8 protein-coding genes are annotated in these 13,516 nt (G+C 68.6%); 1 reads left to right on the top strand and 7 read right to left on the bottom strand.

Features of this window, described 5'->3' with window-relative positions:
* Nucleotides 1–147: 147 nt before the first annotated feature.
* From ACIGEZ_RS15905 to ngcE, 5 genes are all read right to left on the bottom strand, one after another.
* Nucleotides 148–1,248, bottom strand: a complete 1,101-nt coding sequence (locus tag ACIGEZ_RS15905; protein ID WP_399831164.1) for a sugar ABC transporter substrate-binding protein — start codon at nt 1,246–1,248, stop codon at nt 148–150.
* A 122-nt stretch (nt 1,249–1,370) separates the two neighbouring features.
* Complete coding sequence (locus tag ACIGEZ_RS15900; protein WP_399831161.1) at nt 1,371–2,591, bottom strand: ROK family protein; 1,221 nt, start codon at nt 2,589–2,591, stop codon at nt 1,371–1,373.
* 158 nt (nt 2,592–2,749) lie between these two features.
* Complete coding sequence (locus ACIGEZ_RS15895) at nt 2,750–3,697, bottom strand: carbohydrate ABC transporter permease (RefSeq protein ID WP_399831158.1); 948 nt, start codon at nt 3,695–3,697, stop codon at nt 2,750–2,752.
* Between the two features lie 15 nt (nt 3,698–3,712).
* Entirely contained in the window at nt 3,713–4,642 is a 930-nt protein-coding gene (locus ACIGEZ_RS15890; RefSeq protein ID WP_399831155.1) for a carbohydrate ABC transporter permease, read from the bottom strand.
* A gap of 59 nt (nt 4,643–4,701) precedes the next feature.
* Nucleotides 4,702–6,141, bottom strand: a complete 1,440-nt coding sequence (gene ngcE, locus ACIGEZ_RS15885; protein ID WP_399831152.1) for an N-acetylglucosamine/diacetylchitobiose ABC transporter substrate-binding protein — start codon at nt 6,139–6,141, stop codon at nt 4,702–4,704.
* A gap of 382 nt (nt 6,142–6,523) precedes the next feature.
* Between ngcE and ACIGEZ_RS15880 the strand changes: the two genes are divergently transcribed.
* Nucleotides 6,524–10,387, top strand: a complete 3,864-nt coding sequence (locus ACIGEZ_RS15880) for a GH92 family glycosyl hydrolase (RefSeq protein WP_399831148.1) — start codon at nt 6,524–6,526, stop codon at nt 10,385–10,387.
* A 13-nt stretch (nt 10,388–10,400) separates the two neighbouring features.
* Here ACIGEZ_RS15880 and ACIGEZ_RS15875 read toward each other — a convergent pair whose 3' ends face one another.
* A complete protein-coding gene (locus ACIGEZ_RS15875; RefSeq protein WP_399831145.1) occupies nt 10,401–10,691 on the bottom strand; it encodes a hypothetical protein in 291 nt (96 codons plus the stop codon).
* A gap of 93 nt (nt 10,692–10,784) precedes the next feature.
* A complete protein-coding gene (acnA, locus tag ACIGEZ_RS15870; RefSeq protein ID WP_399831142.1) occupies nt 10,785–13,502 on the bottom strand; it encodes an aconitate hydratase AcnA in 2,718 nt (905 codons plus the stop codon).
* Nucleotides 13,503–13,516 lie beyond the last annotated feature (14 nt).

Here is a 13,516-nt window from a genome sequence, read left to right as displayed (position 1 = left end):
TCGCCGCCTGACCGGCGGGGATGTGGTGCGAGAAGGTACTGCGAGGTACTGCGGGCCACAGGGAGGGAGTCCGGCGCCCCGCCCCCGCTTGCGGGGCGTTGAAAGGGGCGGGATGCGCCGGACCGGTTCCGTGGGGAGCGGGGCGGGCTACTTGACGCCCGCCGCCTCGCAGGCTGCCTTGTACTCGGCGGTGCAGATGTCGGCCGCCTTGTAGACGTTGTCGGCGATGATCGTGGAGGCGATGTTCGCCTTGGTCACGATCTGCGCGTCGTAGAGCTTGGCCGGGATGTCCTTGAACTCGCCGGTGAGGCTGGTGACCTTGACCGGGACGAGGTCGTCGATCTTCTCGCCCTTGAGGAGCTTGACCGCGATCTCGGCGGTGGTCTCGGCCTCGGGCTTGATCTGCTTGTAGATCGTGAAGGCCTGGTCGCCCTTCAGGATGCGCTGCAGACCGGCGAGTTCGGCGTCCTGGCCGCCGACCGGGACCTTGACGCCCTGCTTGTTGAGGGCGGTGATGATGCCGCCGGCCATGCCGTCGTTGGCGGAGTAGACGGCCTGGAAGCCCGTCTTCCCCAGGGAGTCGATGGCGGCACCCATCTTCTTGTTGGCCTCGTCCGGGGACCAGTCCGGGATGTCCTGCTCGTAGACGACCTTCTTCACCTTGCTGTCCAGGACGCCGTGGGCACCCTTCTTGAACAGCGGGGCGTTGGGGTCGGTCGGCGAGCCGTTGATCATGACAACGTTGGCTTCGCGCGCCTTGTCACCGAGCGCCTCGACGAGGGCCTGGCCCTGGAGGCTGCCGATCTTCTCGTTGTCGTAGGACACGTAGGCGGAGATGGGGCCCTCGGCCAGGCGGTCGTACGCGACCACCTTGACGCCCTTCTTCTCGGCCTGCTGGATCCAGGACTTGGTGGCCTTGTAGTCGACCGAGTCCAGGATGATGACCTTCACGCCCTGCGTGACGAGCGCGTCGAACTGCTTCTTCTGCGTCTCGGTGTCCTGCGCGGCGTTGTTGTACTTGACCTCGCAGTCCGAGCACAGGGCCTTGATCTTCGCCTCGATGATCGGGCGGTCGAAGGTCTCGTAGCGCGTGGTCTTGTTCTCGGGCAGCAGCAGACCGATGGTCTTGCTGTCGCCGCCGCTCGCGTCACCCGAGCCGTTGTCGCCCGCCTTGCCACAGGCGGCGACGGAGAGGGCCATGGAAACCGCGGCCGTGCCTATCACGACGCGACGCGTCAATGCGTTCATGTGGGGTTGCCTCCCTGACGAGGCCGCGACGTTGCGGCCGAGGTGGCTGGAAGTCAACTCGGCCGCAACCCCGACGTCAAGGAGTAAATCCTTAACGAGATGACAACGGTGCCATCCGTTATCTAAGTGAAGGCAGGCGCCTTGGTCGCCGAGGAGCCGGGCAAAACGCTCATAGCGCTCTCCAGGAGCGTCGAATCGCCCATCTCGCTGAGGACCAGCGCGAGCGCGCCGAGCACCTCCGCACGGCCGCCCAGGGCCCCGGGGGCCAGTGAGAGCTGCCGGGCGGCGCTGGGGATCGCGTAGCGCGACACGGAGTCCCTGATGGGCGCGAGGACCAGCTCCCCGGCCTCCGCCAGATCGCCGCCGAGAACCACCCTGCTGGGGTTCAGGAGATTGCAGAGGTTGGCGATGCCGCTGCCGATGTACCGCCCGACGTCGGCGATCACCCGGCGGCAGCCCGGGTCGCCCTCGCGGGCCAGCTGGACCACCCGCTCCATGGTCAGATCGGGGCCGTGGCTGGACTGCAGCAGCGGCAGGACGTACCGCGCGGCGGTGAAGGTCTCCAGGCAGCCCCGGTTGCCGCAGCGGCACACGGGGCCCGACTCGTCGAGCGTGATGTGGCCGATCTCGCCGGCGGTGCCGCCGGGGCCCCGGTAGACCCGTCCGTCGATCACCAGGCCGGCGCCCACGCCGCTGGCCACCTTGATGTACGCGAGGTCCTTCACGCCCCGTCCGCTGCCCCAGACGAGCTCGCCGAGGGCGCCGAGGTTGGCGTCGTTGTCGACGTGCACGGGGACGCCCAGACGGGCGGAGAGCTCGTCGGCGGGGTTGATCCCGCTCCAGCCCGGCAGGATCGAGGTCGAGCCCAGGGTGCCCGAGGAGACGTCGATCGGGCCCGGTACGCCGAGGCCCACGCCGACGACCTTGTCCCGGCCGATCCCGGTGGCCTCGATGAGCCGGGTGACCAGCTGCTCGGCCCGGTCGAAGCCCTCCGCGGCCGAGGCGTCCACGTCCAGCGGCTCGGCCTCCTCGGCGAGCACCTGGTGGGCCAGGTTGCCCACCGCGACCCGCAGGTGCGTATGGCCGAAGTCGACGCCGATCACGATTCCCGCGTCGCCGCTGAGCGAGACGCTGCGGGCCCGGCGGCCCCCGGCGGAGGTCGGGGTGACGTCGACGGTCCCGCCGTCCTTCAGCTCCCGCACGATGTTGGAGACCGTGGCGGCGGACAGGCCCGTCGCCCGGGCGATCTCCGCCTGGGTGAGCGATCCGGCCATGCGCACGGCCCGGACGACCCGCTCCAGATTGGCCCGGTGCAGCGACGACTGCGACCCCGGAGTCTCCATTGACTCTCTCCACCCTATGACGTGTACAAGTTATGAACTCCAAGCTCCTTCGTGGGGCTTGTCGCCGTCAAGTCCTCGACGGTAGTCGAATCCGGAGGGAAAAGGTCCGGCCCCGGAGAGAAAGATCTCCGGGGCCGGACCGTCGAGCGCCTGTCTCGTTACTTGAGCGTGGCCGAAGTGAGACCCGCCTGGACCTGCCGCTGGAAGGACAGGTAGACCACCAGCATCGGGATCATGGCGATGGTCACCCCCGCGAAGAGCACCGGCAGGTCCGTCTCGTACCCCTGCTGCTGCTGGAGCTGGATGAGGCCCTGCGTCAGCACGTACCGCTCCGGATCGTCACCGCTCTGCGGCTGCATGAGCACGGTGGGCAGCACGAACTGGTTCCACTGCCCCAGCGTGTTGAAGATGCCCACGCTGAGCAGGCCCGGCTTGGCCATCGGCAGCATCACCTGGAAGAAGGCCCGGGTGTGCGAGGCGCCGTCCAGGATCGCGGCCTCGAAGACGGCCGTCGGCAGCGTCCTGAAGAAGGAGTGCATGAAGAAGACGGTGAACGGCATCGAGTACGCCACGTACACCAGGACCAGGCCCTGGTACGTGTTGAGCATCCCCAGCATCTTCACCATGAAGAAGAGCGGGACGAGCGCGAGGAAGACCGGGAACATCGCGCCGGCGACGAAGAAGTAGTAGACGGCCCGGTTGCCCCGGAAGCGGTAGCGCGCCAGGACGTACGCGGCCATGGAGCCGAAGAGCATGGTCAGCGGCACCGAGAAGACCAGGACGATCACGGTGTTGACGAAGTAGTCGCCGATGCCCTTGTCCCAGGCCCGGGAGAACACGTCGAGGGACCAGTTCGCCGGCCAGCCGAAGGCCGACCCGGCGATCTGGGAGTCGGTCTTGAAGGAGCTGAGCACCAGCCACAGCAGGGGCAGCACGATCAGCAGGGCCCACACGGCGAGGAAGCCGTGCGAGAAGACGTTCAGGACCGTGCCCTCGCGGGCCGGGCCGGGCGCCGGGGCGGAGCCCTTGCCCGCCGCGCGCTGCCGGGGCACGGAGCCCGCGCCGGCGGCCGGGCTCGCGTCGGACTTCTGGATGGGTGCAGTCATCGTGGGTTCTCCCGCTCAGAACTCGAGGCGCTCGCGGCGGGTGGCGCGCAGCGTGACCACGGACACGATCAGGGTGAGGAGCAGCATGATCACGCCCATGGCGCAGGCGTAGCCGCTCTTACCGAAGTAGAGGAAGTTGCGCATCATGACCGTCGACATGGTCTCGCTGGCGTGGTCGGGACCGCCGCCGTACTCGCCCTGGGTCATGGTGGAGACGAGGACGAACATGTCCATGGCGACGATGCCGAGGTAGACCCAGGCGGTCTGCACGGAGTCCCAGAGGAGCGGCAGGGTGATCCGGAAGAAGGACTGGGCCCGGCCGGCTCCGTCGATCAGCGCCGCCTCGTAGATGTCCCTCGGGATGGACTGCATGGCGGCGGAGAACAGCACCAGGTAGAAGCCGACGCCGTGCCAGACGACGACCGCCATGAGGGCCCAGAGGACGAAGTTGGGCTCGTTGAGCCATTCGACGGGCTGGTCGGCCTCGATGAGACCGGCCTTCAGCAGGAGGCCGTTGAGCATGCCGCCGGTGTCGCTGCGGTACACGGCGCCGAAGAGCACCGCGAGGATCGCCAGCGAGAGCACCTGCGGGAAGAAGTAGACGACCTTGTAGAACTTCGAGCCGGCGACACCCGCGACGCCGCCGGCCTTGCTGCGCCCGCCCGCGTTCACCATGAAGGCGAGGAAGAGGGCGAGCAGGATGGTGATCACCGGGATGAACACCAGGAACAGGATGTTGTGCCAGACCGCTCCGAGGAAGACGTCGTCGTCGAACAGCGCGACGTAGTTGTCGAGGCCGACGAAGGAGAAGGTCTGCGACTGGCCCTTCCAGTCGGTCAGCGAATAGCCGATCGTCTGGATGTACGGCCAGATGACGAAGACCAGATAGAGGGCCACGGGTATGAAGAGGAATCCCGTGACGAACTGGTACTGCCCTTTGCGCATGGCGTTCCTGTCCCTGATGTCCCGGCGGTGTTCCCGGCGTCGAGCTGAGGGCCGGTGGATCAGTCGCGGTGGTTGTTCTTGGCCGCCGGGTCCTTGGCGGCCTTGTCGACGGCGGCCTGGGCCCGCTTGAGCCATTCGGCGGGCTGGATGCGCTTGGCCATCAGCTCGTTGGAGGCGTTCTGGATCTCGGTGTCCATCTCGCTGTACCACTCGGTGTACAGGTAGCGGAACGTGTGGGAACCGGCCTTCTTGGAGACCTCGACCGTCGACTGCGTACCGGGGCGGAGCTTGACGCTCGGGTCCACGCCGTCGGCGAGGATGGTGAGCGAGTTGGCCTCCTTGGCGAAGAGGGTCGACCACTCCTTGGAGAGCATCATCCGCATGAACTCCTTCGCCTCGGCCGGGTTCTTGGCCTTGGCCGGGATGATGAAGGGCTCGCCGGAGCCCGCGCGGATCGCCTCGTACGGCATCTTGCTGCCGGGCAGCAGCGGCATCGGCATGAACTTCATGTCGAAGTCGGCCGGGGTCTGCTTCAGCTGCTCGTTCTCCAGCCAGGAGCCGGAGGTGATGAACACGGCCTTGTACTGGTTCCACCGGGTCTGGGACTCGGTGTGGGTGAGGCCGTTGGTGCCGGGCATGAGGTAGCCCTTCTCGACCACCTCGTAGATGGCCTCGACCGCCTCCTTGGCCGCGTCGGAGCCGACGAAGGCCTTGGGGTCGAGGTTGTCGATCGCCTTCATGGCCTCGAGACCGCCCTTCTTGGCGATCAGGTCCATGATGGCGACGTTGATGTAGTACGGGTACTTGCCCTGGTGGGCGAGGCCGCCGATGCCCTGGGCCGTGGCGTCCTTGCAGATGGCGAGGAACTCGTCCCAGGTCTTCGGCTCGGTCCAGCCCTTCTCCTTGAAGAGCTTGCCGGAGTACCACAGGCCCCACACCGTGTAGATGTAGTTGAGGGCGACCGTCTTGCCCTCCAGGACGCCCGCGTCGATGGTGCCCGGGATGAGGGTGTCGCGGACCTTCTTGGCCGGGTCGTCGACCGACGGCGCGTCGAGGACCTCGGCGAGGTCGAGCAGCTGGCCGTTCTTGTGCAGGACGTCGATCTTGATCTTCTGGGCGCCGGAGTCGTCGACGATGTCCGGCGGGTTGCCGGCGTTGAAGCGCGGCTGGAGCTTTCCGGTGATCTCCTGCGTGCCGGTGTGGGTGGCCGTGACGCCCCACTTCTTGTTGAAGCTGGCCTCCCACGCCTTGGCGTAGTCGTCGCCGTATCCGCCCTTGAAGACGACGACGTCGATCTTGCCGCCCTTGGCGACGCCGAACGGATTGTCCTTCGTCTTCTCACCCTTGGGCTTGTCGGCGCCCGTGTCGTCGCCACCGCTGGAGGCGCACGCGGACAGGAAACTCATGGTCGGCACCGAGATCAGACCGAGCGCGGCGGAACGCTTGATCAGATCGCGACGGCCGAGGCCCTCATGGTGCTGGGCGGAGGTGGATCCCATGCTCAAGTCCTCGCCTTCATTCAGGACTCAGGCGGTGTACCGGTCGCCCGTACAGAGCTCGCCACAGGCGAAGGGCCCCGCCACCGCGGTCAATTGCAGCTGGGTCGTGCAGGCGTCGGGCCGTCGTTGGCATTGGTACGACGGGCGGGACGCCGACAGGTATAGTCCACTTCCCGCCACCGGAGCAAGATCGAAACCAGCTTTCTCCGGCAGTCTTCTCCGAGTTGAGACCTGCGGGATATCCGCGGCGCTTCTGCCCCGTTTCCTCCCTCGGATTGCCGTCAACACCCTTGACACCGCCCGCCACTTGGCTTCCCATGGGACCTTGCGCGGTCACGTTGACAACGTTGTCTAGAACCAGCGGCAGGAGTGGCGACACGGCATGCAGACCGTAATTCGCACCCGGGCACAGGCCGGGCACCCCCGACTCAGAGCGGTCTCCCTGGCGGCCTCGGCCGCATTGGTACTGAGCCTCACCCCCTCGGTGGCACAGGCGCTTCCGGGCCAACCGGACGCTTCGGTACGGGAGTTCACCACCTCCTTCGAAGCGGACGAATCCCAGCCGACCTGGCGGAACACCGTCGAAGTCGGCCCGGACGGAAAGAAGCGGACAAGCGGGGTCGACGGCGGCTTCGTCACCGGCATACCGGGCAACGTCACCGACAAGGTGGTGGCCCTGCGCGCCAGCGGCGAGCACGCGAGCGCCGGCGAGGTCAAGGAGAACCTGGTCGACCTGCAGCCCGGCACCAAGTGGCTGGTCTTCGAGCCCACCGCCTGGATCGAGTTCGACCTCGACTCGCCGGTCAGACTCGCGACGTACGCCATGACCTCGGCGAACGACGCCGCCGAGCGCGACCCCCGCGACTGGACCCTCAAGGGCTCGGCCGACGGCAGGGAGTGGACGGTCCTCGACACCCGCTCCGGCGAAAGCTTCGCCAGGCGCTTCGAGACGAGGTCGTACGACATCGCGGGGGCCTCGACGGCCTACGCCCACTACCGCCTGGAGATCAGCAAGAACGCGGGCGCGGGCCTGACCCAGCTCTCCGACGTTCAGTTCTCGAACGGGGACACCTCCGCCCCCGTCCCCGAGGAGATGCGCAGCCAGGTCGACCGCGGCCCCAGCGGCTCCCCCACCTCCAAGGCCGGCGCGGGCTTCACCGGAAAGCGGGCACTGCGCTACGCAGGCACCCACAAGGGCGAGGGCCGGGCCTACTCGTACAACAAGGTCCTCGACGTCGACACCCCGATCGTCCGGGACACCGAACTGTCGTACCGGATCTTCCCGTCGATGTCCGAGACCGACCTGAACTATCCGGCCACGAACGTCTCCGTGGACCTGGCCTTCACCGACGGCAGCTACCTCAGCGAGCTCGGCGCCACCGACTCCCACGGCGGCCGCCTCACCCCGCAGGGCCAGGGCGCCGCCAAGCGCCTCTACGTCAACCAGTGGAACCAGGTCACCGCCCGGATCGGCGAGGTCGCCGACGGGAAGACCGTGGACCGGATCCTGGTGGCGTACGACTCCCCCAAGGGCCCGGCGAAGTTCCAGGGCTGGATCGACGACCTCTCCCTGGCCCCGAAGGCCCCGGAGCAGCCGCTCGACCGGCCCTCCGACTACGCCTCCACGACCCGCGGCACCAACTCCTCCGGCTCCTTCTCGCGCGGCAACACCTTCCCCGCCACCGCCGTCCCCCACGGCTTCAACTTCTGGACGCCGGTGACCAACTCCGCGTCCCAGAGCTGGATCTACGAGTACGCGCGGGGCAACAACGCCGACAACCTGCCCACCCTGCAGGCGCTGGCCGCGAGCCATGAGCCCAGCCCGTGGATGGGCGACCGGCAGACCTTCCAGGTGATGCCCTCGGCCGCCGCCGGCACCCCGCCGGCCGACCGGACGGCCCGCGCGCTCGCGTTCCGCCACGAGAACGAGACGGCGAAGCCGCACTACTACGGCGTCACCTTCGAGAACGGCCTGAAGGCGGAGATCGCCCCGGCCGACCATGCGGCCGCGATGCGCTTCACCTACCCCGGCGACGACGCGAGCGTCGTCTTCGACAACGTCACCGACCAGGGCGGGCTCACCCTCGACCCGGAGACCGGCTCCTTCACCGGATACTCGGACGTGAAGAGCGGCCTGTCCACCGGCGCGGGCCGGATGTTCGTGTACGGCGTCTTCGACGCGCCGGTCACCGCGTCCGGGAAGCCCGCCGGGCAGGGCGGGCCGGGCGAGCCCGCCGAAGCCGGTGTGAAAGGCCACTTCCGCTTCGACGCGGGCGCCGACCGCACGGTGACGCTGCGGCTCGCCACCTCGCTGATCTCCGTCGAGCAGGCGAAGGCGAACCTCGCCGACGAGATCCCGGAGGGCACCGGCTTCGACACCGTCCGGGAGCGGGCCCAGGACGCCTGGGACCAGGTGCTCGGCCGGGTCACCGTGGAGGGCGCCGACCACGACCAGCTCGTCACCCTCTACTCCAGCCTCTACCGGCTCTACCTCTACCCCAACTCCGGCTTCGAGAAGGTGGGTCCGGGCTACCGCTACGCCAGCCCGTTCTCCCCGCCGGCCGGGCCCGACACCCCGACCCGTACCGGCGCGAAGATCGTCGAGGGCAAGGCGTACGTCAACAACGGCTTCTGGGACACCTATCGCACGACCTGGCCGGCCTACTCCTTCCTCACCCCGAACAAGGCGGGCGAGCTGGTCGACGGCTTCGTGCAGCAGTACAAGGACGGCGGCTGGATATCCCGCTGGTCCTCCCCCGGCTACGCCGACCTGATGACCGGCACCTCCTCGGACGTGGCCTTCGCCGACGCGTACGTCAAGGGCGTCGACTTCGACGCGGAGGCGGCGTACGAGGCGGCGCTGAAGAACGCCACGGTCGTCGCGCCGAGCCGCGGCGTGGGCCGCAAGGGCATGGAGACCTCGCCCTTCACGGGCTACGCGTCGACCGGGACCCACGAGGGCCTGTCCTGGTCCCTGGAGGGCTACCTCAACGACTACGGCATCGCGAGGATGGGCCAGGCGCTCTACGAGAAGACCGGCGACAAGCGGTACAAGGACGAGTCGGCCTACTTCCTCAACCGGGCCCGCAACTACGTCTCCCTCTTCGACGCGAAGGCGGGCTTCTTCCAGGGCCGCGACGCCACCGGCGCCTGGCGGGTGCCCTCGGCCTCGTACGACCCGCGGATCTGGGGCTACGAATACACGGAGACCAACGGCTGGGGCTACGCCTTCACCGCCCCGCAGGACTCCCGCGGCCTGGCCAACCTGTACGGCGGGCGCGCGGGCCTCGGGCAGAAGCTGGACGCGTACTTCGCGACGCCGGAGACGGCGAGCCCCGACTTCGCCGGCTCGTACGGCAGCGTCATCCACGAGATGACCGAGGCGCGGGACGTGCGGATGGGCATGTACGGCCACTCCAACCAGGTCGCCCACCACGTGCCGTACATGTACGACGCGGCCGGGCAGCCGTGGAAGACCGCGGAGAAGGTCCGCGAGGTCCTCTCCCGCCTGTACACGGGCAGCGAGATCGGCCAGGGCTACCACGGCGACGAGGACAACGGCGAGCAGTCGGCCTGGTTCCTGTTCTCGTCGCTCGGCTTCTATCCCCTGGTCATGGGCAGCGGGGAGTACGCGATCGGATCGCCGCTCTTCACGAAGGCGACCGTACGGATGGACAACGGCCGCACGCTGGTCGTCGAGGCGCCGCGCAACAGCGCCCGCAACATCTACGTCCAGGGCGTGAAGGTGAACGGGAAGCGGTGGAACTCCACCGCGCTGCCGCACGACCTGCTGGCCAGGGGCGGCCGGCTGACGTTCGACATGGGCCCGGAGCCGTCGGCGTGGGGCACCGGATCCTCGGCGGCCCCGGTCTCGATCACGAAGGACGGCGAGGTGCCGGCGCCGCGGGCGGACCTGGTCACCGGCCCGGGTGCGCTGTTCGACGACACGTCGGAGACGGCGGGTGCCCTGACCGTGGCCGTGGACCTGCCGGTGGCGAAGCCGGTCCGCGCCGTCCAGTACACGCTGACCTCGTCCGTACGCGACAGGGCGCCGGCCGGCTGGGTGCTCCAGGGCTCGGCGGACGGGACCACCTGGAAGGACCTGGACCGGCGGACCGGTGAGTCCTTCGCCTGGGACCGCCAGACCAGGGTCTTCTCGGTGCCGAAGCCGGGCTCGTACGCGAAGTACCGCCTGGTGCCGTCGGTCACCGGAGGTGTCCTGGCCGAGATCGAGCTGCTCGGCTAAGCAGCGCCCGGGTTCAGCCCTCCCCGTACTCCCGGTCGTGCACGGGCGCGGCCGGGAGTTCGCGTTCCAGGGACTCGCGGTAGCGCACGCAGCCGCGCAGGAACCGGGGCCAGGGCGGCACGGCGACCTCGGGGGCGACGGGTTCGGGCAGCAGGCCCCAGAGCTGGGGGTGGTGCCAGCACAGGTCGTGGCCCGAGCTGTCCCGGTGGGCGCGGATGCCCGCGCGCAGCCGCTTCACCTCGGCGAGGAGCGCGTCGCGGTCGAGCCGGTCCAGATCGGAGTCGGGGTCGTCGTCGAGGTCCATGGCGCGCAGGATAGGAGCCCGCGCGAACGCGGACCGGCCGCCACCCCGAGGGGGTGACGGCCGGTCCGGTGTTCCGGTCCGATCGGGCGTCGATCAGCCGCGGATCAGGTTGCGCAGCACGTACTGCATGATGCCGCCGTTGCGGTAGTAGTCCGCCTCGCCGGGGGTGTCGATGCGGACGACCGCGTCGAACTCGACACCGGTGTCGGTGGTGACCTTGACCGTGCTCGGGGTCGTGCCCTCGTTCAGCTCGGTGATGCCGGTGATGGAGAAGGTCTCCTCGCCGGTCAGACCGAGGGAGTCGGCCGACTGACCGGCCGGGAACTGCAGCGGCAGGACGCCCATGCCGATGAGGTTCGAGCGGTGGATGCGCTCGTACGACTCGGTGATGACGGCCTTGACGCCGAGGAGCGCGGTGCCCTTGGCCGCCCAGTCACGGGACGAGCCGGAGCCGTACTCCTTGCCGCCCAGGATGACCAGCGGGGTGCCGGCTGCCTGGTAGTTCTGCGAGGCGTCGTAGATGAAGGAGACCGGGCCGCCCTCCTGCGTGAAGTCACGCGTGAAGCCGCCCTCGGTGCCCGGCGCGATCTGGTTGCGCAGGCGGATGTTGGCGAAGGTGCCGCGGATCATGACCTCGTGGTTGCCTCGGCGCGAGCCGTAGGAGTTGAAGTCACGACGCTCCACACCGTGCTCGGTGAGGTACTTGCCGGCCGGGGTGTCGGCCTTGATGGCACCGGCCGGGGAGATGTGGTCGGTGGTGACCGAGTCGCCGAGCTTCGCCAGCACGCGGGCGCCGGTGATGTCGGTGACCGGGGTGGTCTCCATCGTCATGCCCTCGAAGTACGGGGGCTTGCGGACGTAGGTGGACTCGGTGTCCCACTCGAAGGTGTTGCCGGTCGGGATCGACAGCGCCTGCCACTGGGCGTCGCCCGCGAACACGTCCTGGTAGGACTTCGAGAACATGTCCTCGCCGATGGCGTTGGCGACGACGTCGTTGACCTCGGCCTCCGACGGCCAGATGTCCGCCAGGTAGACCGGCTTGCCGTCCTGGTCGACGCCGAGGGCGTCCTTGGTGATGTCCACCTTCATGGAACCCGCGAGGGCGTACGCGACGACCAGCGGCGGGGAGGCCAGGTAGTTCATCTTGACGTCGGGGTTGATGCGGCCCTCGAAGTTGCGGTTGCCCGAGAGCACCGAGGTCACGGCCAGGTCGTGCTCGTTGACGGCCTTGGAGACCTCCTCCGGCAGCGGGCCGGAGTTGCCGATGCAGGTGGTGCAGCCGTAGCCGACGAGGTTGAAGCCGACCTTGTCGAGGTACGGGGTCAGGCCCGCCTTGTCGAAGTAGTCGGTGACGACCTTCGAGCCCGGGGCGAGGGTGGTCTTGACCCACGGCTTGCGGGTCAGGCCCTTCTCCACGGCCTTCTTCGCGACGAGCGCGGCGGCGACCATGACGTACGGGTTCGAGGTGTTGGTGCAGGAGGTGATCGCGGCGACGGTGACGGCGCCGTGGTCGATCTCGTAGGTCGAGCCGTCGGGGGCGGTCACCTGGACCGGCTTCGACGGGGCGCCGTTCGGGTGGTTCGCCGGGGCGTCGGAGGCCGGGAAGGACTCCTTGCCCGCCTCGTCCACGTCGTCGACGTAGTTGCGGACGTCCTGGGCGAACTGCGCGGCGGCGTTGGCGAGGACGATGCGGTCCTGCGGACGCTTCGGGCCGGCGATCGACGGGACGACCGTGGAGAGGTCGAGCTCCAGCTTCTCGGAGAAGTCGGGCTCGGCGGCCGGGTCGAGCCAGAGGCCCTGCTCCTTGGCGTACGCCTCGACGAGCGCGACCTGCTGCTCGGAGCGGCCGGTGAGCTTGAGGTAGTTCAGGGTCTCGCCGTCGATCGGGAAGATCGCGGCGGTGGAGCCGAACTCCGGCGACATGTTGCCGATGGTGGCGCGGTTGGCGAGGGAGGTCGCGGCGACGCCCTCACCGTAGAACTCGACGAACTTGCCGACGACGCCGTGCTTGCGCAGCATCTCGGTGATCGTGAGCACCAGGTCGGTCGCGGTGGTGCCGGTGGGCAGCTCGCCGGTCAGCTTGAAGCCGACCACGCGCGGGATCAGCATGGAGACCGGCTGGCCGAGCATCGCGGCCTCGGCCTCGATGCCGCCGACGCCCCAGCCGAGGACGCCGAGGCCGTTGACCATGGTGGTGTGCGAGTCGGTGCCGACGAGGGTGTCGGGGTACGCCTGGCCGTTGCGGACCATGACCGTACGGGCCAGGTGCTCGATGTTCACCTGGTGGACGATGCCGGTGCCCGGCGGGACGACCTTGAAGTCGTCGAAGGCGGTCTGGCCCCAGCGCAGGAACTGGTAACGCTCGCGGTTGCGGCCGTACTCCAGCTCGACGTTCTGCGCGAACGCGTCGTTGGTGCCGAACTTGTCGGCGATGACGGAGTGGTCGATGACCATCTCGGCCGGGGACAGCGGGTTGATCTTCGCCGGGTCGCCGCCGAGCGCTGCGACGGCCTCACGCATGGTGGCGAGGTCGACGACACAGGGCACGCCGGTGAAGTCCTGCATGATCACGCGCGCCGGCGTGAACTGGATCTCCTGGCTCGGCTGGGCCTGCGAGTCCCAGCTGCCGAGGGCCCGGATGTGGTCGGCGGTGATGTTCGCGCCGTCCTCGGTGCGGAGGAGGTTCTCCAGCAGGACCTTAAGGCTGTAGGGGAGCCGGGCAGAGCCCTCCACCTTGTCCAGGCGGAAGATCTCGTAGGACTCGTCACCCACGCGCAGCGTGGCGCGGGCGTCGAAGCTGTTCGCCGACACGACAGTCTCCTTCA

It is taken from the genome of Streptomyces sp. NPDC085481 (assembly GCF_044541845.1).
Classification (GTDB): Bacteria; Actinomycetota; Actinomycetes; order Streptomycetales; family Streptomycetaceae; genus Streptomyces.
This window is presented reverse-complemented; position numbering and strand designations above follow the sequence as displayed.